This is a genomic window from Sanguibacter sp. Z6_81 (genome assembly GCF_057180625.1).
Genome location: NZ_JBXUFV010000001.1, coordinates 166706 through 186827, shown reverse-complemented (window position 1 = coordinate 186827; position 20122 = coordinate 166706). Strand labels below are relative to the sequence as shown.

General features: G+C 70.7%; 24 protein-coding genes and 1 tRNA gene. 10 read left to right on the top strand and 15 right to left on the bottom strand.

Going from position 1 to position 20122, the window contains the following annotated elements; genetic code table 11:
- Positions 1–43: 43 nt before the first annotated feature.
- Positions 44–1300, bottom strand: a complete 1257-nt coding sequence (locus AC2AXK_RS00840; RefSeq protein ID WP_484343437.1) for an MFS transporter — start codon at positions 1298–1300, stop codon at positions 44–46.
- Between the two features lie 269 nt (positions 1301–1569).
- Between AC2AXK_RS00840 and AC2AXK_RS00835 the strand changes: the two genes are divergently transcribed.
- Positions 1570–1704 carry a hypothetical protein gene (locus AC2AXK_RS00835; protein WP_484343436.1) on the top strand — a complete coding sequence of 45 codons (135 nt, stop codon included), beginning with the start codon at positions 1570–1572 and terminating at the stop codon, positions 1702–1704.
- Between the two features lie 340 nt (positions 1705–2044).
- Here the strand turns inward: AC2AXK_RS00835 and AC2AXK_RS00830 are convergent, their stop codons facing one another.
- The 9 genes from AC2AXK_RS00830 to AC2AXK_RS00790 all read right to left on the bottom strand — a co-directional run bounded on the left by AC2AXK_RS00830 (position 2045) and on the right by AC2AXK_RS00790 (position 7207).
- Positions 2045–3211 carry a phage major capsid protein gene (locus AC2AXK_RS00830; protein ID WP_484343435.1) on the bottom strand — a complete coding sequence of 389 codons (1167 nt, stop codon included), beginning with the start codon at positions 3209–3211 and terminating at the stop codon, positions 2045–2047.
- Between the two features lie 325 nt (positions 3212–3536).
- On the bottom strand, positions 3537–3761 hold the full coding sequence (locus tag AC2AXK_RS00825; protein WP_484343434.1) for a hypothetical protein: 225 nt from the start codon (positions 3759–3761) through the stop codon (positions 3537–3539).
- A complete protein-coding gene (locus AC2AXK_RS00820) occupies positions 3758–4042 on the bottom strand; it encodes a WhiB family transcriptional regulator (protein ID WP_484343433.1) in 285 nt (94 codons plus the stop codon). The genes AC2AXK_RS00825 and AC2AXK_RS00820 overlap by 4 nt, the downstream gene beginning before the upstream one ends.
- Positions 4039–4236: a hypothetical protein gene (locus AC2AXK_RS00815; protein ID WP_484343432.1), complete on the bottom strand. Its 198-nt coding sequence runs from the start codon at positions 4234–4236 to the stop codon at positions 4039–4041. The genes AC2AXK_RS00820 and AC2AXK_RS00815 overlap by 4 nt, the downstream gene beginning before the upstream one ends.
- 50 nt (positions 4237–4286) lie before the next feature.
- The gene (locus AC2AXK_RS00810; RefSeq protein WP_484343431.1) at positions 4287–5237 is read right to left on the bottom strand and encodes a hypothetical protein; all 951 of its coding nucleotides are present in this window, start codon (positions 5235–5237) and stop codon (positions 4287–4289) included.
- Positions 5234–5620, bottom strand: a complete 387-nt coding sequence (locus tag AC2AXK_RS00805) for a hypothetical protein (RefSeq protein ID WP_484343430.1) — start codon at positions 5618–5620, stop codon at positions 5234–5236. The genes AC2AXK_RS00810 and AC2AXK_RS00805 overlap by 4 nt, the downstream gene beginning before the upstream one ends.
- On the bottom strand, positions 5617–6117 hold the full coding sequence (locus AC2AXK_RS00800; RefSeq protein ID WP_484343429.1) for a hypothetical protein: 501 nt from the start codon (positions 6115–6117) through the stop codon (positions 5617–5619). Before AC2AXK_RS00800 ends, AC2AXK_RS00805 begins: the two co-directional genes overlap by 4 nt.
- Positions 6114–6884 carry a hypothetical protein gene (locus AC2AXK_RS00795; protein ID WP_484343428.1) on the bottom strand — a complete coding sequence of 257 codons (771 nt, stop codon included), beginning with the start codon at positions 6882–6884 and terminating at the stop codon, positions 6114–6116. The genes AC2AXK_RS00800 and AC2AXK_RS00795 overlap by 4 nt, the downstream gene beginning before the upstream one ends.
- Positions 6885–6979: 95 nt before the next feature.
- Complete coding sequence (locus AC2AXK_RS00790) at positions 6980–7207, bottom strand: helix-turn-helix transcriptional regulator (RefSeq protein ID WP_484343427.1); 228 nt, start codon at positions 7205–7207, stop codon at positions 6980–6982.
- A 97-nt stretch (positions 7208–7304) separates the two neighbouring features.
- Here AC2AXK_RS00790 and AC2AXK_RS00785 point away from each other — a divergent pair, with 97 nt between their 5' ends.
- Both AC2AXK_RS00785 and AC2AXK_RS00780 read left to right on the top strand, forming a co-directional pair.
- Positions 7305–8015, top strand: coding sequence for a hypothetical protein (locus tag AC2AXK_RS00785; RefSeq protein ID WP_484343426.1), 711 nt, complete (start codon positions 7305–7307; stop codon positions 8013–8015).
- Positions 8002–9105: a tyrosine-type recombinase/integrase gene (locus AC2AXK_RS00780; RefSeq protein WP_484343425.1), complete on the top strand. Its 1104-nt coding sequence runs from the start codon at positions 8002–8004 to the stop codon at positions 9103–9105. The genes AC2AXK_RS00785 and AC2AXK_RS00780 overlap by 14 nt, the downstream gene beginning before the upstream one ends.
- A gap of 61 nt (positions 9106–9166) precedes the next feature.
- Here the strand turns inward: AC2AXK_RS00780 and AC2AXK_RS00775 are convergent.
- Positions 9167–9239, bottom strand: a tRNA-Lys gene (locus AC2AXK_RS00775).
- A 341-nt stretch (positions 9240–9580) separates the two neighbouring features.
- Here AC2AXK_RS00775 and AC2AXK_RS00770 point away from each other — a divergent pair.
- Complete coding sequence (locus tag AC2AXK_RS00770) at positions 9581–9862, top strand: iron-sulfur cluster biosynthesis family protein (protein ID WP_484343424.1); 282 nt, start codon at positions 9581–9583, stop codon at positions 9860–9862.
- Between the two features lie 40 nt (positions 9863–9902).
- Here the strand turns inward: AC2AXK_RS00770 and AC2AXK_RS00765 are convergent, their stop codons facing one another.
- The gene (locus AC2AXK_RS00765; protein ID WP_484343423.1) at positions 9903–10646 is read right to left on the bottom strand and encodes a M50 family metallopeptidase; all 744 of its coding nucleotides are present in this window, start codon (positions 10644–10646) and stop codon (positions 9903–9905) included.
- Between the two features lie 128 nt (positions 10647–10774).
- Between AC2AXK_RS00765 and AC2AXK_RS00760 the strand changes: the two genes are divergently transcribed.
- The 3 genes from AC2AXK_RS00760 to AC2AXK_RS00750 all read left to right on the top strand — a co-directional run bounded on the left by AC2AXK_RS00760 (position 10775) and on the right by AC2AXK_RS00750 (position 13477).
- Entirely contained in the window at positions 10775–12373 is a 1599-nt protein-coding gene (locus AC2AXK_RS00760) for a DEAD/DEAH box helicase (RefSeq protein WP_484343422.1), read from the top strand.
- A gap of 145 nt (positions 12374–12518) precedes the next feature.
- Positions 12519–12923, top strand: coding sequence for a peptide-methionine (R)-S-oxide reductase MsrB (msrB, locus tag AC2AXK_RS00755; RefSeq protein WP_484343421.1), 405 nt, complete (start codon positions 12519–12521; stop codon positions 12921–12923).
- An 11-nt stretch (positions 12924–12934) separates the two neighbouring features.
- Entirely contained in the window at positions 12935–13477 is a 543-nt protein-coding gene (locus AC2AXK_RS00750) for an NUDIX domain-containing protein (RefSeq protein ID WP_484343420.1), read from the top strand.
- 137 nt (positions 13478–13614) lie between these two features.
- On the opposite strand, the gene AC2AXK_RS00745 is transcribed toward AC2AXK_RS00750, so the two are convergent.
- From AC2AXK_RS00745 to AC2AXK_RS00735, 3 genes are all read right to left on the bottom strand, one after another.
- Positions 13615–15240 carry an MDR family MFS transporter gene (locus tag AC2AXK_RS00745; RefSeq protein WP_484343419.1) on the bottom strand — a complete coding sequence of 542 codons (1626 nt, stop codon included), beginning with the start codon at positions 15238–15240 and terminating at the stop codon, positions 13615–13617.
- A complete protein-coding gene (locus AC2AXK_RS00740) occupies positions 15240–15710 on the bottom strand; it encodes a MarR family winged helix-turn-helix transcriptional regulator (protein WP_484343418.1) in 471 nt (156 codons plus the stop codon). The genes AC2AXK_RS00745 and AC2AXK_RS00740 overlap by 1 nt, the downstream gene beginning before the upstream one ends.
- A 144-nt stretch (positions 15711–15854) precedes the next feature.
- The gene (locus AC2AXK_RS00735) at positions 15855–17336 is read right to left on the bottom strand and encodes a sugar porter family MFS transporter (RefSeq protein ID WP_484343417.1); all 1482 of its coding nucleotides are present in this window, start codon (positions 17334–17336) and stop codon (positions 15855–15857) included.
- A gap of 169 nt (positions 17337–17505) precedes the next feature.
- Here AC2AXK_RS00735 and AC2AXK_RS00730 point away from each other — a divergent pair, with 169 nt between their 5' ends.
- The 3 genes from AC2AXK_RS00730 to AC2AXK_RS00720 all read left to right on the top strand — a co-directional run bounded on the left by AC2AXK_RS00730 (position 17506) and on the right by AC2AXK_RS00720 (position 20117).
- A complete protein-coding gene (locus AC2AXK_RS00730; RefSeq protein WP_484344230.1) occupies positions 17506–18105 on the top strand; it encodes a hypothetical protein in 600 nt (199 codons plus the stop codon).
- A 380-nt stretch (positions 18106–18485) separates the two neighbouring features.
- Complete coding sequence (locus AC2AXK_RS00725; protein ID WP_484343416.1) at positions 18486–19106, top strand: DUF47 domain-containing protein; 621 nt, start codon at positions 18486–18488, stop codon at positions 19104–19106.
- A 6-nt stretch (positions 19107–19112) separates the two neighbouring features.
- Positions 19113–20117, top strand: a complete 1005-nt coding sequence (locus tag AC2AXK_RS00720) for an anion permease (protein ID WP_484343415.1) — start codon at positions 19113–19115, stop codon at positions 20115–20117.
- Positions 20118–20122: the final 5 nt, after the last annotated feature.

Genomic DNA, 20122 nt, shown 5'->3' with positions numbered 1-20122 from the left:
GACTGGAGCCGCGGGCCGCCGGGGAACGCCCGGCGGCCCGCGCCTACGTCGTGGCCCCGGAGGCGTGGCGCTGCGTGGAGAGCACCCGGGAGAACACGACGACGAGCAGGCCCGCGACGGGGACGACGACGAGTCCTGTCCGCAGGCTCGTGGCGTCGGCGATCGCTCCCACCAGCGGTGGGGACACGAGGAACCCGAGGCGCAGGAGCCAGCTGACGAGCGTCAGGCCTGTGCCGGGGGCGAGCCCGGGGATCTGGTCCGCCCCGTGCATCGCGGCGGGGATGAGGGTCGCGATGCCGAGGCCTGCCAGTCCGAACCCGACGATCGTCCCGACCACGCCCGGTGCGGCCAGGGCGGCGCCCATCCCCACGAGCACCACCGCCCCGCCGGTGCGGGCGACGGCGCGTTGCCCGAACCGGTCGACGAGCGGGTCCCCGAGCATCCGCCCGACGAACTGCATGCCCTGGAGGGCGATGAACCCGAAGCTCGCGACGAATGCTGTCGCGCCGAGGGAGTCGGCGAGGTAGATGGCAGCCCACGAAGCCCCGGCGTCCTCGACCATCCCGCCCGACGCGGCGATGACGACGAGCGCGAGCAGGATGCCGTAGGCGCCGGCGCGGGAGGCGGGAGCGGGGGCGCCGTGGCCGGCGACCGTCGACCGGGCAGGTGCCGTCTGCGGTGCGGGGACGACGGGGTCGCGCGGCTCGGGGCCCGGGAGCATCCACCGGCAGGCCAGCAGGGCGACGAGCGCGAACGTGACGCCCGAGACGACCATGTGCCGGGCGGGCGAGAGCCCTGCGTGGGCGAGCGCCGCGCCCATGAGTCCGCCGAGCACGGCGCCCATGCTCCACACCGCGTGGAAGGAGTTGAGGATCGACCGCCCGTACAGCCCCTGGACACGCAGCCCGTGGGAGTTCTGGGCGACGTCGGTGATGGCATCCATCGCGCCGGCGAGGAACAGGCCGACCGCGAGCGCCGTCCACGACGGCGCGGCGCCCGCAGCGATGAACCCGAGGGCGGCGAGGACGGTCGACACGAGCGCGACCCGCGAGGAGCGGAACCGTCGGATGAGGACCCCTGCGCTGAGCCCGGACACGAGAGCGCCGAGCGAGTACGCCGCCACCGCGGTGCCGAATGCCGCGTTGGACAGCCCGAGCGCGTCCTTGATCTCCGGGTACCGGGGGAGCAGGTTGGCGAAGAGCGCCCCGTTGGTGAAGAACAGCACGGCGACGGCCACGCGTGCGCGGGAGGCGACCCGGGCGGGCGCTGCGGGCGGTGCCGGGGCGGCGGACGCGGTCATACGGCGGCGCTCCTCCTGCGGTGGGCGGTGACCGGACGGCGTACAGCGGTGCGCGCCACGTCCGTGCCGGCGATCGCCAGTGATGCCGACGCTGTGGGCCCCGTGGGGCTCGAACTCTCGCCGAGGTGCTGGTGAGAGGCTGAATCTGCGAGATCCCGCCATTTTTGATCACTACAGATGACACAGAATCACGGGGGCTCACGGGAGAGTGTGCCCAATCTGTGCCCAGGGTCTTCCATACGCTGCGAGGTCGTGCCCATCATGGAGGCATGAACCGAGAAGCGAGCCTGGCAGACGAAGACCCGAGAGCGGCGGAGAAGGCGGAGAAGACGGAGGTGGCTCTCTCAGAGGAGTCCAACGAGCCGTTGAGCGAAGTCCTGAAGCGGGAGCGGCCGTTGGCCTGAGAGCGGGCTGAGATGCACCGAGGGGCCGGCGCCCAGACTGGGCGCCGGCCCCTCGGCGTAGGCGCTGGCCGATCGGTCCCCGTCATGCGGGGGACCCTGGTGACCGGCCATCGATCCTGAGCCCTGAGGAGGCCTGGGTCAGGCGACGTTGACGCCTGGGGTGATCGAGGCGAGGGGGGGTTCATTTTCGTTGCCATTCCAACGATTACAAAGCCCCGACCCGCCCCGAAACTCGGGGGGAGAATGACTACTGCCGGCGGTGTGGTCCTGACCGAAGTCGCGCAGAGATCTGGACCCCCTACCCCGGGTGAGCCGACGTCGCCGGCTCACCCGGTCGAGGTCACGCGGCGGTGAGTTTCACCGCTGCGAAGGCCTGCGGTCGCTTCACGGCGAAGCCGTATCGGCCCTCGGCTCGGAGGGTGACGAGGTTCTTCGTGAAGTTCTCCCCGGATCGGTCGGCGTCGAGCTTGAGGTCCTCGCGGACCAGCAGCTCGCACTGGTTCCAGTCCGCGAGGAGCGCCGTGCCCGCCGGCACCGACGCCGACACGATGCGCGGGATCGTCCCGAAGATGTTCTCGAGACTCGACGTCGTGACCGCGTACCGCCCCTCGAGGTCGGTCGTGAGGTCGAGCGCCTCGGCGTCGGTGGGGTTGAAGACCCACGCCGTTGGGTTCTCCTCGAGGTGCTGCATCTGCGTCCGGGCCTTGCGGATGGTGGTGAACGGGCTCACGGAGTAGGCGACGCTCACGATGCCCGAGGTGCTCAGGATCCCGGTGACGTTCTCCCCCTCGCCGTCGCCCGAGACGACCTGGGCCTCGACCGCTGCCAGGACGCCGCGGAACATCTCGCTCTCGAGGACGGCGACCATGCCCTGGTAGTCCTCGAGGTAGCGCTCCGGGATCGGCTCCGAGAGGTGAGCGATGACTCGGGCGCGGTCCTCGACGTTCTTGAACGTGAAGACCGACGTCGGCTTGAGCGCCCCGTCAGCGACCGGCGCCGCGTTGTTCGTCCGCACGGTCTGTCGAAGGAAGCTGAACTCTCGTCCGTCCCCGAGCTTCGAGCGGTTGATGATGACGTCGATGAGCCGTGTCGGGTTGTCGGGGAGTGCGACGACGCCGGGCGTGATGACGTTGGCGACGTCGACGGATCCGGTGACGAGGGCCTTCACGCCGTACTGGTCGGCGGTGTCTGCGATCTTTGAGGCGGCCTTGCCGGCCCACGAGGAGCCCTTCACGTGGGCGCCGGGTGCGGGTGCTCCGCGGCCGCGGCCGGTGTGGCCCCCGACCTCCGACGCGAGGGACTTCGCTTCGGCGAGGATCGCGTCGTCAGCCTTGAGGCCCCTGATCTTCTCGAGGAGCTCGCGGCCCTTTGACATGTGCGCGTCGAAGGCGCTCTTCTCCGAGCCGCTGAGCGGCCGGCCGTCCGCGGCTGCTGCCTCCGCGATCGCGCGGGCGGACTTCGTGGCCGAGCTCGCTTCGGCCTGGAGGGTGTGGAGTCTGGTGCTCATGATGGTTCCCTTCCGGGAGAGAGGGTGCGCTCATGCGTCGCACGCTGAAGGTGGGGAGGTCCCGGGCTGCGCTCTCGCGGACGGGTTGAGCCGGTGCCGTCGTGGCGCCGGTGTGACCGCTGGCGGTGCTGCTCGCTCGGTGGGGCCGATAGGCGGACGGGTTGAGCCGTCGCCGTGAGGCGTCGGTGTGACCGCTGGCCGTGCTCCTGGGCGACGACGCTCGTGCCCGTCGAGCTCCTCGAACTTGACCCGGGAAGGTTCCTCGTTCTTGGCCGGACGGGGCGTGCGATGACGCTTGCGCTCAGCATAGCCATGGGCTCCGACGTCAGGTAGCCGCGGCGCGCGTGAGGCCGTCGAAGATCCTCAAGCGCTGGGTCTCCGGGTATCCCGTCAGGAGACTGGCGGCCAGCCCGCAGGCAGCGTGTGCGAGCTCGTGGGGCTCCTCGGTCCCCTGCAGCAGCTCGCTCGTTGCGTCTTGGTCGCCGGCGAGCATCGCGCGGGTGACGGCGATCGCCTCGAGGCGCGCGGTCTGTCGTTGGGTGTGGGTCACTGGGATTCTCCGTTCGTGGTTAGTGCGGGGGTGTGGCGGTCCCTCGGGATCACGCCGGCGTAGACCCCGGCCTCTCCCGGGTGCGCGGTCGCGTAGTCGGAGCAGGCGCTGAAGGTGGCGCAGCTGTGGCATGCGTCGGCGGCGGAGACCTGGTCGGCGTGGACGTTGCTCGTCCACCGCGTTCGGCTCGAGGTGGAGCCGGTGAGACACGGAGGGACATGACCGCGGTCGGCATTGACCTTGATCGCGATGAGGAGGGCCGCGTGGTCCGTCGCCGTCATGCCGGCTCGCTCGTGGCGATGTACCGGGCGTGCTCGGTCGCTCCGTGGCGGAGGTGCGGCTTGCAGGTGAGACACGGGATCGGCCGGCCCTCGTTGTCCTCGCCGAGCCAGCCGCGAGCGCAGCGGTGGTCCGGGTCGTCGAGCTCCCACGTTCCGTCCGGCTTGGGGCTGACGAGCGGTGGGGTGTCTGTCATCAGTTCCCATGTCCCGTCTGGTCGGGGGTTTACGAGCGGCCGGGTCTCGGTCATGCGGGTACCGCCTCGGGTTGTCGTCGAGGGATGCGCCCGACGTCGTCGGGGTGTCGGTCGCCGGTCTTGACCTCGGACCAGCAGCTCGAGCAGTGAGCAGCGCCCTGGGTGCCGTGCTCCTCGCAGCGTGAGGTGTCGTTGCTCGGTGTTGGGCTCGTGGGGGTCGGCGTGGTGCGTGCGAGGTCGGCGAGGTGGTGGAGCAGGAGTGCCGGACCACGGGCACCGCTGAAGTCCTTCGCTGCGAGCGCCCGGGCGAGGTGGGGGGCGGTCCAACCGGCGGCGTCGAGCTTGCGAGCGCTCGCCGTGAGCGTGGCGTCCGTCAGGCCGGCCGCGAGGCGTTGAGATTTCATCTCCACCACCAGCCCGTCGACGTTCGTTCGGGCTGTGGGGGGTGCCGCTGAGGGCTCGACCCGCGCCCTAGTTGGTTGGGGTTGTAGTTCTGGTTGGGGTTCGGGTCCGCGAGGCGGACGGCTGATGTCGTCTCGCGGACGGCTGGTGTCGCGAGGCGGACGGCTGAGCGTGTCAGGGGTCCGCGAGGCGGACGGCTGGGCATCGTCCAGAGGTTCGTGTGGCGGACGACTGATGTGGGCCGGAAGCGTCAGGGCGTACCTGGTCGAGTAGTTCTGGCGGGCGGGTTCCGAGACGGTCAGCCACCCGGCCTCCTCGAGCCGGCGCCGGGCGTTGATGTACGCCGTGCGCCCCAGGCCGGTGTGCTGAGCAAGCGTCTCGGGTGCGACGAAGACACGCGAGGTGCCGTCGCCGGCGAACTTCTCGTAGGCGAGGGCGACGAGCTTGTCGAGCGAGCGCAACTCCGTCGACTCCCACACGGCGTCACGCCAGCGCATGCGCTCCACGCCGACGAAGTAGCCCCCGGGCGATGTGGGGGCACCGCGAGCGCCCGCAGGGGTCTCCTGGGGGCGCTCGCGGCTTCGTGCTGGGGTGTTCACGCTTCCGTGTGCTCCTCGTCGGCTGCGGTGGGTGCGAAGCGCACGAGGGGGTGCAGGACGAACTGCTGCGCGCCGGCGCGGATCTCGCCGGACGGCGTGCAGTACTCGTGGCGCTCGAGCTCGTGCAGGAGATCGTCCCGGGCGGGCGTCGCGAGGTGCAGGGCGTACCGGACGCGGTCGAAGCGCTGGCGGGACCAGCCCATTCGCATGCGGAGCGCGCCGACGCCGACCGTGGAGACCTGGTCGCCTCCGGGGGTGGCGTCGGACACGACGGAGAGGAAGAACGCCTCCTCCCCGGTGACCCGGACGAGCCCGCCCGTCACGGCGTCCTGGACGAGGACGAGCAGCGGAGGGGGCGAGGGGACTGCGGCGGCGGCGCTCATGCGGGGGCCGGCACGAAGTCGTCGCGGCCGGTCGCGAGCTCGACGACCGCCTCGAGCGTCCGGATCAGCTCACGCACCTCGGGAACGGTCAGAGGGGCGACCGTGCTGGCCTGGCCGTCCTCGACCCGGCCGAGCTCCACCATCGGACGAGGGGACGCCACGGTCGTGACGCCGAACAGCCGCACGTACAGGCTCGGCAGGCGGTAGCCGTCCTCCTCCCAGGCAGCAGCTCCACCGTCGCGGAGGCGAACGTAGGCGACGTCCGACGCGTGCTTCGTCCGGCGCTCGCCGACGACGTGCGCGTGCTCCCGCTGGCCCGCGGCCGCTTCCCGGCAGTGGACGCACCACGGGACGACCGCGTCGACGGCGAGGGGGTCGGGTGAGCCGAACGGCACGAGGGGGTCGGTTGCGGCGGCGAGGCGTTCCCACGCTGCGAGGTGCGGGGCCCGGACGTCCGGGACGACGGTGCTGCCGTCGTGGGGCTGCAGGGTGCTCATGCCGCCACCTCGCTTGTCGTCGAGCCGTCGAGGAGGTCGGCCGCGCTGCAGAGCAGGGCAGCGAGCCGTCGCGCGTCGGCCGGCTCGAGGGTGAGCGTGGTCGTGTCGGGGCCGGTCCGGTCGATGATCGTCACCTCGGGATCGGCGACGGGCTCGACGCTCATCCGGCCGGCGCTGGGGGCGAGGGCGTGCGACTCGCTGACCCGGACACCGACGACGTGCTGCATGCCGTTGACGAAGTCGGGCTCGAGGTCGATCGTCCCGACGGTCGCGCTGTACGTGACGAGGTCGCCGTCGTAGTCGTACCGCTCCGTCCAGTGCGGCGTGGGCCAGGCTGCGAGCGCCCTGGGTGCCTCTTCGCGGGCGCTGAACTCGAGCTCGCGCACTACGGTGCTCAGCCTGGGGTCCTGCCGTGCGCTCGCGGCGAGGGAGCGGTGCAGCAGCTGATCGACCGTGGGATCGCCGGTCTCGGCTGCCCAGGCCGCGCGGAGCAGAGCAGCGGGCTCCGGCGGGGTGGGCTCGGTCACGACGTAGTCGTCGTAGCTCGCGGGGGCGTAGACGTAGTCGCGGGGGGCGTCGAGGTCGGCGAAGAGCGTCGCGGTGTAGTCGTCCGCGATCTCGACGAGCACGGGCATGTCCTTCGGGAGACTCGCTTCCTTCCGGCTGAGCGCGTGCGGCGCTGGCATGAAGTTCAGGCGGCGGGTCGTGATACCGCGGACGAGCTCGCGTGCTGGCCTGGTGTCAGGTGTGGGCTGTACGGTGCGCATAGAACTTCCTGCCTCTTCGCGGTGGTTGGTGTTCTTCCGCCCCGGGGCCGTGTCAGCGGCCACCGGGGCTTTCTGCTGCTCGGGTGCGGCCGTCGTCATGACGTGGCCGCGAGCGCCGGGCGGTCCCCGGTCTGGGTGTACTTCTGGGACTCGATGTACGCCTCGACGTCGGCCCAGTCGTAGCGGATGGTGCGGCCGCCAGTGGGACGGACGAACTTGGGGCCACGGCCCCGGAAGCGCAGCTGTGCGAGCTGCTCGACGCTCGAGCCCAAGTACTCAGCGACCTCAGCGGGTGTCGCGAGCGGGCGACGGTTGTGCTCCATGGACCCTCCTCGTGTGTACGTGATCCTGCATACCTGAGAAGTAGACCATCTGCCGAAATCCTGGTCAAGTGTGCGAGTTCTCGGATACTCTGCAGCCATGTCACAACCGTTCGAAGACCGCATGGAGGAGTCCACTCTCACGATCGCCGAGGCCGTCGGGATCAACGCTCGGCGAGTGCGACAGGACGCTGGCGCCACCCTCGACGACGTTGCTCGCGCGGGTCGTGACCTCGGCGCGAAGTGGACGACCTCGCGCGTCGTCGAGCTCGAGCGAGGAGCCCGTACCTTGTCCGTGGCGAACCTCGTTCTCCTCACCGCGGCGCTCTCGGTGGTGACCAGGCGGGGGGTGCGGCTGGCCGAGCTGGTCGCGGGGCCGCACTTCGTCGAGATCTCGCCCACGCTCGATGCTTGGGCGGACCACCTGAGCGGAGCGTTCCTGGGTGAACCGTTGTCGCCCAGCGAGCCTGACGGGCCTTTCCGCGGCTTCAGCGCGAGCGTCGGTTCGCTCGACGAGCTGCGAGCTACGTTGCGGCGCGACCTGCCCGGCAAGGACACATCGGACTGGCAGGTCGCCGAAGCTGCGCTCATGCCGACGGGGCTGACCGAGCAACGGGCTGCTGCTTCGATCGGCATCGCGCCCTACACGCTGAACGCGATCGCGCTGCGACTGTGGGGGAAGTCGTTCGCGGCCGAGCGTGACGGCCGAGCCGACGCCGGAGCCACCGTGCAGGGGCGGGGCCAGGTCACGCGCCAACTGCGGCGAGAGATCCGGGCCTACCTCCGGGAGGAGCGCCATGGCGACGATTGAGTCCTACGAGACGACGTCGGGCCGGCGGTACATGGTTCGGTACCGCACTCCGGAGCGCGGGCAGACGAAGAAGCGCGGGTTCCGCACGAAGCGCGACGCCGAGGCGTTCGCGGCGACGACGGAGGTGTCGAAGCTGCGGGGGGAGTACATCGACCCCGGGGCAGCGAGGGCCGTCGTCGGGGACCTGGGCGGCGCGTGGCTACGCCGGCAGACGCACCTGAAGCCGTCCGCGCTGCGGGTCGTCGAGAGCGCGTGGCGGATCCACGTCGAGCCGCGCTGGGGACGTGTGGCCGTCTCCGACGTCCGCAAGACCGCGGTGCAGACCTGGGTGTCCGAGCTCGGTGCCGAGAAGAGCCCGACGACGGTGATCCGCTGTCACGGGGTGCTCGGGTCGATCCTCGATGACGCCGTCGACGACCGGCGCATCCTCACGAACCCGGCTCGAGGGATCAACCTGCCCCGCAAGACGAAGAAGGAGCACGTCTACCTCACGCACGCCCAGGTCGACGCGCTCGCCGACGCCGCGGGCCGGCACCGGACGCTCGTGCTCGTCCTGGCCTACTGCGGGCTGCGGTGGGGGGAGGCGGCGGGGCTGCGGGTACGGGACCTCGACATGCTCCGCCGGCGACTGCTCGTGAACCAGAACGCCGTCGAGGTCGGGGACCGGATTGAGGTCGGCACCCCGAAGAGCCACGAGCGGCGCAGCGTGCCGTTCCCAGCGTTCCTCTCCGAGGCGCTCGCAGCGCTCTGCGAGGGCAAGGGGCGCGACGACGTCGTGTTCACCGGGGACCGCGGCGGGTACCTCAAGCGCTCGAAGACGGCCAAGGGCTGGTTCTGGCGAGCTGCGCGCGATGCCGGTATCGAGGAGTCCATCACGGCGCACGACCTGCGTCACACGGCAGCGAGCCTCGCGGTCAGCGCCGGCGCGAACGTGAAGGCCGTCCAGCGGATGCTCGGGCACGCTTCGGCGAGCATGACGCTCGACGTCTACGCCGACCTGTTCGACGACGACCTGGACGCCGTTGCGGTGGCTATGGATGTTGCCCGTTCGCAGCAGGTTGTGCCCATTCCGTGCCCACGGAGCGTCTGAGCGGGGTGCTGTGAGCGCCGAGATCGTTGCCGTTGCAGCGATCCTGAGGGGTGGCGCGCGGTGGGCCCCGTGGGGCTCGAACCCACGACCCGCGGATTAAAAGTCCGATGCTCTGCCAACTGAGCTAGGGGCCCGGTGAGCCGTCGTGGGGTTGCTCCCGGTGGCCGGCTCGCCAGCGAACAGGTTACGCGGTTTCGTGCGTGGACGCGGTCACCCGGGTGCGGTGGCGGCAGGTGCTCCGCCAGTCCGCCCAGGATCTTCACACGGGTGCCGGCAGCCGCGACCTGGTGCGGATGCGTGGACGCCGGAGAGCGATCGAGGCGGGCGCGGGAGCGGTCGTCACGGCTCGTTCCGATTGCGGGATCACCCGGTCCTTGGTTCGGTGGTGGAGACCGAACGACTCCCGTCGGGGTCGTCGCCAGGTGGCAGCACCTGTGTGCGACGACCCGGGAGTGCCCGACGAGAGGACACCCTCATGCTGACTCTGACCGACAACGCCCGTCTCGCCGTCCAGGAGCTCGCCACGCAGGCGAACCTTCCCGAGGACGGCGGCCTGCGCATCGCAGCCGCCGACGGCGCGCCCGGCGACTTCGACCTCGCGCTCGTCTCCGAGGCCAAGCCTTCGGACAAGGTCATCGACCTCGAGAGCACGCACGTGTTCGTCGAGGAGACGACCGCTGAGAGCCTCACCGGCCTCAAGCTCGACGCGCAGCCCGAGGGACAGGCGACGGCGTTCAGCCTCGCCCCGCAGAGCTGACCGCGGCGGACAGCGCCGCACGCGACGACGCCCCGGGGTGTCAGAACTTCGGCAGGTCCTCCACCGACCATGCGCCGATCCACCACGACCCCAGGGCGAGCGCCCCGAGGGTGACGAGCAGGAACACCCCGACCCAGAAGAGCCCGGGCAGCGGCGTGATCCGGGCGAGGATGTCGGCGTCGGACGCCCGCGCGCGGCCGCTGCGGCGCGACTGCTGCAGCTCGACGACCGGTCGAGGGGCGGCGAGGAGCAGGAACCACGTGACGAGGTAGGCGGCAGCCGCCTGCACCTCGGTGCTCGCGAACCACGAGACGAGCCCGAGCGCGATGCCGCTCACGAGGATCGACCACAGGCCGAACCAGTTGCGGATCTGCAGCAGCATGAGCGCGAGCACGAGGACGAGCAGCCACAGCAGCCCCACGGCGTGCCCCTGGCGGAGGAGGAACGCGGCGCCGAGGCCGACGAACGCCGGTCCGGTGTACCCGGCGAACGCGGTGAGGATCATCCCGGGTCCGGTCGGCCTGCCGCGGGAGACCGTCAGGCCGGACGTGTCCGAGTGCAGCCGGATACCGCTCAGCCTGCGACCGGTGATCAACGCGGCGAACGCGTGCCCGCCCTCGTGCGCGATCGTCACGACGTGCCGCGCGAGCCGCCACGACGGGCCCCACAGCACGACCGCGAGGGCCACCGCACCCGTCGCCCAGACGAGCCGCTGGTCCGGTGCGGGCAGCGGGTCGGACACGCGCGACCACACCTCGGAGAAGAACGACGTCAGGGAGTCCACGAGGAGCATTCGACCACACGGGTCGTCCGCGACGGGAGGGGTCGGGCCGTGCTGCACGGCGCCGACCAGCACGGACGTCGCACGCGTCACAGGGACGTTTCCCCCGTTCAGCCGCCTCACGTGAGACGATGGGGGTCAGGCCGTGCAGTTTCTGCGCGCCGAGCGTCGAGGGAATCGCCCGACGGCGCATAGAGAAAAGGCACCCCTTGACGAACTCCACGCGCTCCGGCGCGCCTGCAAGCACATCCGCGACCACCGCAACGGCAACGTTCAGCGACTTCGCGATCCCCACCCCGATCATCACGCACCTCGCGGCGAACGGCATCGACGCGCCGTTCCCCATCCAGTCGGCGACGTTCCCCGACACCCTCGCAGGACGCGACGTCCTCGGCCGTGGCCGTACGGGCTCCGGCAAGACCCTCGCGTTCTCCATCCCCATGGTCACGCGCCTCGCCGCGACCGCCGGTCGTCGCCGCTCGAGCCGCCCCCGTGGCCTCGTGCTCTGCCCGACGCGCGAGCTCGCCAACCAGATCAACGCCGTCATGGAGCCCATCGCCCAGCTCCTCGGCCTCAAGACGACCGTGATCTTCGGTGGCGTCGCCCAGTCCCGCCAGGCCAACGCCCTCCAGGGCGGCGTCGACATCGTCATCGCCTGCCCCGGCCGCCTCGAGGACCTCATGGGCCAGAAGCTCATCAGCCTCGACGACGTCGAGATCACCATCCTCGACGAGGCCGACCACATGGCCGACCTCGGGTTCCTGCCCGGCGTGAAGCGCATCATGGACAAGACCCCCGCCAAGGGCCAGCGCCTGCTGTTCTCCGCGACGCTCGACCGCGGCGTCGACCAGCTCGTCAAGCGCTACATGGACGCGCCCACCACGCACTCCGTGGACAGCGCCGAGTCGCCCGTCTCCACGATGGTCCACCACGTGTTCGAGGTCGCTGACGCGGGCGCCAAGCGTGACGTCGTCAAGGAGCTCGCGTCCGGCACCGGACGCCGCGTGCTCTTCACGCGCACCAAGCACCAGGCGAAGAAGCTCGCGAAGCAGCTCACCGCCGACGGCGTCCCCGCCGTCGACCTCCACGGGAACCTCGGCCAGGGCGCGCGCGAGCGCAACCTCGAGGCGTTCTCGACGGGCACCGTCAAGGTCCTCGTCGCGACCGACATCGCGGCCCGCGGGATCCACGTCGACGAGGTCAGCCTCGTCGTGCACGTCGACCCGCCGGCCGAGCACAAGGCGTACCTGCACCGTTCCGGCCGTACGGCCCGCGCCGGGTCCGCCGGTGACGTCGTGACGATCATGCTCCCTGAGCAGCGCGGCGACGTCCGCGACCTCACACGCCTCGCCAAGATCACCGCGCAGCCGCAGAAGGTCACGCCGGGTGACGCGCGCATCAAGGGCCTCGTCGGTGACTTCGCGGCCTACGTCAAGCCCGCTCCCGTCGTCGAGCAGCCCCAGCAGCAGCGCCAGGGCGGGGGCGGCCGCGGCCGCTCCGGTGGTGGACGGGTCGCCGGTTCCGGGCGCGTCGCGGCATCCTCGGGTGCCAGCAGCGCACGTGGTTCCGGCCGCAGCGCGAGCAGCGCCGGCAGCTCCCGCGGCGGCCTGGTCCAGTACTCCTCGAGCTCGACCGGCTCCGGCTACACCTCCGGTGGCGAGGGTGGCGGCCGCGGTGGCCGCAGCCGTCCCGCCGCGAGCGGTGGTGGCGGCCGCCGCCGCCAGGGCTGAGCACCACCAGCACGCAGCACGACCAGCACGACGATGGGGCCCACCGGAATCTTCCGGTGGGCCCCGTCGTTGCTTGTGGGCGAGAGTGGGACCAGGTCCGCGCCCGCACGAGCGGGTCGACCGCAGGGTCCGAGGAGGAGAGAGCATGTCGTACGAGATCGAGAAGACCGACGAGGACTGGCGCCGCGAGCTCAGCGCCGAGGAGTACGCGGTGCTGCGCCGCGCGGGCACCGAGCGACCGGGGACGGGCGAGCTGCTCCACGAGGGACGTGAGGGCATCTACCGGTGCCGGGCCTGCGGCAACGAGCTGTTCCGCTCCACCACGAAGTTCGATGCCCACTGCGGCTGGCCGAGCTTCTACGCCCCGCAGGACTCGAGCGCCGTCGAGCTCGTCGAGGACCGGGGCCTGGGTATGGTCCGCACCGAGGTGCGGTGTGCCCGGTGCGGTTCCCACCTCGGGCACGTGTTCGACGACGCACCCCAGACCCCCACGGGCGACCGCTACTGCATGAACTCCGTGTCCCTGTCGTTCGACGAAGCCCCGGCGTAGTGCCCCCGGAGATGCCCGGGGAGGTCACGACGTTGTCCTCGAGCGTCGTGCACAGCACCGGGTCGATGACCGTCCGCGAGGACTGGGTGCGGCACGCCGACGGCACCCCGCGGCTCTACGGCGTCGTCGAGAAGGACGACTTCGTCGTCGTCGTGCCCGTGCGGGACGGCCAGGTGTACCTCGTCGAGCAGTACCGGTATCCCGTCCGGGGTCGGTACTGGGAGCTGCCCCAGGGGTCCGGGCCCGGAGACGACCCGGCCGTGGTGGCCGCGGCCGAGCTGCACGAGGAGACCGGGCTGCGGGCGGGGGTGCTCGAGCAGATCGGCACCATCCACGAGGCCTACGGGTTCGCCACCCAGCAGGCGACCGTGTTCCTCGCCACCGACCTCGAGCAGGGTGATCCCGAGCGCGGAGCGACCGGGTCCGGCACGCGGGGCCGGTGGCTCTCCGTGGAGGCCATGTGGGCGATGGTCGACGACGGACGGCTCACCGACGCCGCGACGCTCGCGGCCGTCGCCCTCGCACAGCGACGCGGCGGGCTGCCCACGGCCTGAGGCGCTGGGCCTCCGGCCGCACCGCTCCGCACGAGAGCCGGCCGCACCGCTCCGCACGAGAGCCGGCCGCACCGCTCCGCACGAGAGCCCCGCGGGTCCGTCAGGGACCAGCGGGGCTCTCGTCGTCGGGCAGGAGGTCAGCGCTCCGCGCCGGCCGCGGCCTCGGGGGCGGCGACGCCGCTCGCCCGCAGCTCCTCGAGCTGCTGCTGCACACCGGACTTGTGGCTGAGAGGCACCTCCTTGAGGAAGAGGACGGCGACGAGCGCGATGACGGACAGCGGCGCGGCGATGAGGAAGATGTCCGCGACCCCCGCGCCGTACGCGGCCTCGACGACCTGCTTCACCGGGCCCTCGAGCTCGTTGACGTTGGGGATGCTGCCACCTCCCGAGGGTGTCCCCTCGATGCCGATCTCCGCGAACCCGGTCGCGAGCTCCGAGCCGATCCGGCTGCCGAGGACGGCACCGAGGACCGCGACGCCGACCGTGCCCCCGAGGGACCGGAAGAACGCGACGGTCGACGTCCCGGTCGACACCTCGCGGTGGCTGAGGGTGTTCTGCGCGGCGAGGACGAGGTTCTGCATGAGCATGCCCATGCCGGCACCGAGGAGGAAGAGGTAGATGCCGATGAGGGCCATGTTCGTGTGGTAGTCGATGGTGCCCATGAGCGTGAGGCCGACGGTGAGCAGGACCGCGCCCGTGACCATGTACCGCTTGTACCGGCCGCTGCGGGAGATGAGCGCACCGGAGACGGTCGAGGCGATGAACTGCCCGGCGATCATCGGGATCGTCAGCACCCCGGACATCGTCGCCGACTTGCCGCGGGCGACCTGCATGTACTGGCTGAGGAACACGGCGGTGCCGAACAGTGCCACGCCCACGGCCACGCTCGCGATCACGGTGAGCACGAGCGTGCGGTTCTTGAACAGCGTCAGCGGGATGATCGGCGCCTCGACCCGGCTCTCCACCCACACGGCGAGCCCGAGTGCGACGAGGGAGCCGCCGACCATCGCGGCCGTCTGCCACGACGCCCAGTCGAACGTGCCGCCCGCGAAGGTGACCCACAGGAGCAGGCCCGAGATCCCGACGGACAGCAGCAGCGCGCCCCAGTAGTCGAGCGGGACCCGGACCCGTGGCAGCTTCGGCAGGTGCAGCGTGCGCTGCAGCACGATGATCGCGGCGATGGCGAAGGGGATGCCGACGAAGAAGTTCCAGCGCCATCCCACGGAGTCCGTGAGGACGCCCCCGAGGAGCGGCCCGCCGACCATGCCCACGGCCATGATGGCTCCCATGAGCCCCATGTACTTGCCGCGCTCGCGCGGCGAGATGATGTCGGCGATGAGGACGGTGGCGAGGGCCATGAGGCCGCCGGCGCCGATGCCCTGCAGGGCGCGACCGGTGATGAGGATGGCCGGGTTGTGGGCGAACCCTGCGATCGCGGCGGACACCACGGTGATGACGAGCGCGATCTGGATGAGGGTCTTGCGGTTGACGATGTCCGCGAGCTTGCCCCAGATCGGCGTGCTGATCGTCGTCGTGAGCAACGTCGCGGTGACGACCCACGTGAACGCGGACTGGCCGCCCTCGAGGTCCGAGAGGATGCGCGGGAGCGAGGAGGACACGACGGACGTCGCGAGGATCGAGACGAACATCCCGAGGAGGATCCCGGAGAGCGCCTCGAGCACCTTGCGGTGGGTCATCTCCTCGGGTTCTCCCGGGAGGTGGGCGTCAACGGCCGGCGCGGCCGAGGGGTGGGGCGTGGTCATCAGTGGTGGTCCTTCTGCTGCTGCGCGGTTGTCGTGGTGCCAGCGAGCGTGCTGGCGAGGGCGGTGACGTGACGTACCGCCTCGCGCAGCTCGTCCGGTCCCCAGGCGTGGAACGTCTCGGTGAGGGTGGTGGTCAGGCGTTGCTCGATCTCCTCGACCGCGGTGCGGCCGTTCTGTGTGAGCTCGATGGAGCGGGCGCGCCGGTCGTCGTCGTCGACCGTCCGGCCGACGAGTCCGAGGTCCACGAGGGTGGTCACCTGACGGCTCGCGACGGACAGGTCGACGCGCAGGTGCTGCGCGAGGCAGTTGGTCTGCACCGGCCCGGTGCGGCTGAGGTAGCGGAGGATGGCGACCCCTGCGCGTGGCAGGGTCATGTCGCGGGCCAGGTGGGCGCCGATGTCCCGTTGTGCGCGCGAGAGCTGCTCGAGCGCGCGGACGAGGTCCTGGACGGGAAGGTCAGAGTGGGGCACGGGTCTCCTGGGGTGAGTCATCCACTCTAAGAGGTTGCTTGCAGAATGCAAACACTTGCGGACGTGAGATCCCGCACAGCACGACGCCCGGCCGAGGCGGCGAACCGCACCGACCGGGCGCTGTGACCCGTTCCGACGAGCGTGCTACCGGTTGTGCTCGTCCATGTCCTCGAGCTCCTTGTTGTGCGTCTCCTTGACCTTGGTCAGCACGAAGAAGAAGGACAGGAGAGCGAACGCACCGTACATGCCATACACGATCTCGAGGCCGAGCCCGTCCGCCATCGGAGGGAAGGACACGGTGATCAAGAAGTTCGCGATCCACTGCGCGGCCGCCGCGAGGGCCAGTGCCGAGGCGCGGATGCGGTTGGGGAACATCTCGCCAAGGAGGACCCACACGACCGGGCCCCACGTCGCGCCGAACGCGACGACGAACACGTTCGCGGCGATGAGAGCGATCGGGCCCCAGGGGTCGGGGAGCGAGACGTTGTCACCCGAGCCCGTGGCCTGGGTGAACGCGACCGCCATCGTCGCGAGCGACAGCGTCATCCCGGCGGAGCCCGCGAGCAGCAGGGGCCTGCGCCCGATCTTGTCGACGAGCGCGATCGCGATGAAGGTCACGACGACGTTGGTCACGGCTGTGATCGTCGAGAACGTGAAGGAGTCGGAGTCGTCGAACCCGACCGAGCGCCAGAGCGTCGTGGAGTAGTAGAAGATGACATTGATCCCGACGAACTGCTGGAACACGGACAGCAGGATCCCGACCCAGACGATCGGGAGGAGACCGAACCGGGGGCCTCGCAGGGACGCGCTCTTCTCGAGCTTCTCGGCCTCGCGGACCGAGTCGCGGATCGCCTCGATCTTCGCGTCCACGTCGACGGGACCGAGGACCGAGCGCAGCACCGTGCGTGCTTCCTCCACCTTCCCGGCTGCGACGAGGAACCGGGGAGACTCGGGGACCGTCAGGGCCACCCACGCATAGATCGCCGAGGGGATGACGGCGACGAGGAACATCCAGCGCCATGCCTCGAGCCCGAAGAGGCTGTCGCCGAGGGCGATCGGCGTCCCGGCCGACACGCTGCCGGCCGTGGAGGCCAGGAGCTGGTCGGAGAGCAGTGCCGCGAAGATGCCGAGGGTGATGGCGAGCTGCTGCAGCGACGCGAGCCGCCCACGGATGGCGGTCGGCGAGATCTCGGCGATGTACGCGGGGGTGATGACCGAGGCGACGCCGATCCCGAGCCCGCCGACGATGCGCCACAGGATGAGGTCCCACACCGCGAAGGCGAAGCCGGAGCCGATCGAGGACACGAGGAAGAGGATGGCGCCGAAGAGCATGACCTTCGGCCGCCCCCACCGGTCCGCCAGCCGGCCTGCGTACCAGGCGCCGAGCGCGCAGCCGAGGAGCGCGACGGCGACGGAGAAGCCCGTGAGGGTGGCGCTGAGGTCGAAGTCCGTCTCGATGGCATCGACCGCACCGTTGATGACGGAGCTGTCGAACCCGAAGAGGAAGCCGCCGACGGCGGAGGCGACGGCGAGGGCGATGGCCTTGCGATGAGCGGTGCGGACCTCTGCAGACTGAGAGCCGGAAGAGCCGTCCTGTCCGCCTGCGGGGCGCTGTGTCGGATCCATGCGCGGTGCCTCTCACTCGTGTCCAGCCTGCTCGGCGGGCACCATCCGACACGCGTGGCGTCGGACGCCCCTGGTCCTTCACACTGTATCGATGAGCGACTCCTTCGGCGCGGGCAACGGACATCACGGTAATTCCGGGCGCGGGACGCCGCGCCCACGCAGACCGGCGATGCTCGACCCGCGTGACGCGGACGAGATCCCGGGCGACCTCGACCCGGCACTGCGGGGGGAGATCGCCCACACCACGGCGGCCGCGATCGTGCACCGCGCCCGGGCGTCGGAGGATTCCGTCGTCGTCGAGCGGCTCGTGCGCCTCGTCGAGACCGAGGGGCTCGACGTCGTCGCGGGGCTGTGGGCGGACAGCCCGGCCGAGACGCTCCCCGGAGCGCTGTGGCGGCTCTATGTCCTGCGCGAGTGGGTACGTCGTGACCCGACCACCGTGGCCGACCGTTACCGGCTCGGTCTCGACGCCGCGCCCGTGCACGACGTCGTCGCGGGTGTCGTCACACCGCCCGGACCCGAGGACGTACGGACAGTCGCCGACGCCGTCCTCTCCGGGGTCTTCCAGGGTGACCTCGCTGTCGCCCTCGAGCGTGCCGGTGCGTTCTGCCGGGTCCTCGCGACGGGTGCCGCGTTCGACGCCGACCACGTGGACACCGTGGACGCCGGCCACGCCACCCGCATGACGCGCGGAGCGGCGTCGCTCGTCCGCACCGCCGAGGAGCTCGAGCACGCCGCCGGGCTGTGGCGTGCGGAGAAGCTTGACTGAGAGCGTCCCGCAGACGACCGGGATCCAGCGCCACGCTCTGAGCGAACCCCTCCACAGCGACTGTGCAGGGCCCGGCCGGGGCGCGTAAAGTCATCTGCGACGTCGGGCCACGGTAGCCCCGGGCTCCACATTAAGCCGCTACGAGCGGCCTTTGCGCCGACAGGCGCTCTGTGGTCCGGCGTCCCCCCTCCTGGCCCGCCGCGGCGGTGCATCCAGTGGCGTGGCCGGGGCCGGTCCGGCCGGTGTCGCCTGCGCGACACCCCGCGAGTTGTGTGTTCACCAAACCGCTGCCCTACTCTGTATTTGATCAGTCGATCGCCAAGATGCTGCCGCGTCGTCGTCGTTGTCGGACGACCACGCCCGCCCCAACGGAGCCTGCTGTGCGCCTGCGCCTCACCCCGCGCGATACCTCCTTCTTCGATCTTCTCGCCATTTCCGCGAGCCATCTTGTGACGGGAGCGAACCTTCTCAGCGAGCTGCTCGGCGCGGACCGGGCAGACCGCAAGCTCATCGCCAAGAAGCTCGTCGACGCGGAGCACGCGGCGGACGAGGCCACGCACTCGATCATGCGGCGCCTCAACCAGACGTTCGTCACCCCCTTCGACCGGGACGACATCTACGGTCTGGCGTCCGCGCTCGACGACTGCATGGACTACATGGAGGAGGCCGGCGACCTCATCGTGCTCTACAAGCTCGACGAGCTCCCCGCCCGGGTCGCCGACCAGATCCAGGTGCTCCAGCGGTGCGCCGAGCTCACCGCGGAGGCGATGCCGCACCTGCGGTCGATGGGCGACCTGTCCGAGTACTGGGTCCAGGTCAACAGCCTCGAGAACCAGGCGGACAAGATCCACCGCAAGCTGCTCGCGCAGATGTTCGACGAGATCACCGACCCCATCCAGCTCATGAAGCTCAAGGAGGTCGTCGAGACCCTGGAGCTCGCCGCGGACGCGTTCGAGACCGTCGCGAACATGGTCGAGACCATCGCGCTCAAGGAGTCCTGAGTCCCGGTGGAACTCGCTCTCGTCGTCGTCGTCGTCGCGCTCGCCCTGAGCTTCGACTACACCAACGGTTTCCACGACGCCGCCAACGCCATCGCCACCTCGGTCTCGACGCGCGCACTCACCCCTCGCGCCGCGCTCATCATGGCCGCCGTGATGAACTTCGCCGGGGCGCTCCTGGGGACGGAGGTGGCGGAGACCATCGCCAAGGAGATCGTCAACCTCGACGACGCCTCCCCGCATGCGGCGCTCGTCGTCGTGCTCTGCGCCCTCGTGGGGGCCATCACCTGGAACATGATCACGTGGTGGTTCGGCCTGCCCTCGTCGTCGACCCACGCCCTCATCGGGGGACTCGTCGGTGCCGGGCTCGCTGGCGGCCTCGGGATCTACGGCACGGCGATCGTCGACAAGGTCGTCCTGCCGATGATCATCTCGCCGCTCGTCGGGTTCGGCCTGGCGTTCGCCGTCATGGTCGGCGTGCTGTGGCTGTTCCGCAACGCCGCCCCGAGCAAGACCACGCGCCGCTTCCGCATCGCCCAGACGGCGTCGGCGGCCGCCATGGCCCTCGGCCACGGCCTGCAGGACGCACAGAAGACCATGGGCGTGATCTTCATGGCGCTCATCATCGGTGACTTCGCGGCGGCCGACGAGGGCATCCCGCTGTGGGTCAAGCTCGCAGCCGCTGCCGCGATCTCGCTGGGGACGTACTCGGGCGGGTGGCGCATCATGCGGACCCTCGGGCGCAAGATCATCGAGCTCGACCCGGCGCGCGGCTTCGTCGCCGAGTCGGTCGCGGCGGTCGTGCTCTACGTCAACGCGTTCGCGCTCCACGCGCCCGTCTCCACGACGCACACGATCACGTCCGCGATCATGGGCGTCGGCGCCACGAAGCGGTTGTCCGCGGTCCGCTGGGGCGTGGCGAAGAGCATCGGCATCGCGTGGGTCCTCACGATCCCCGCTGCGGCTGCGGTCGCCGCCGTCATGTACTGGGTCCTCCACCCCTTCCTCGGCTGACCCGG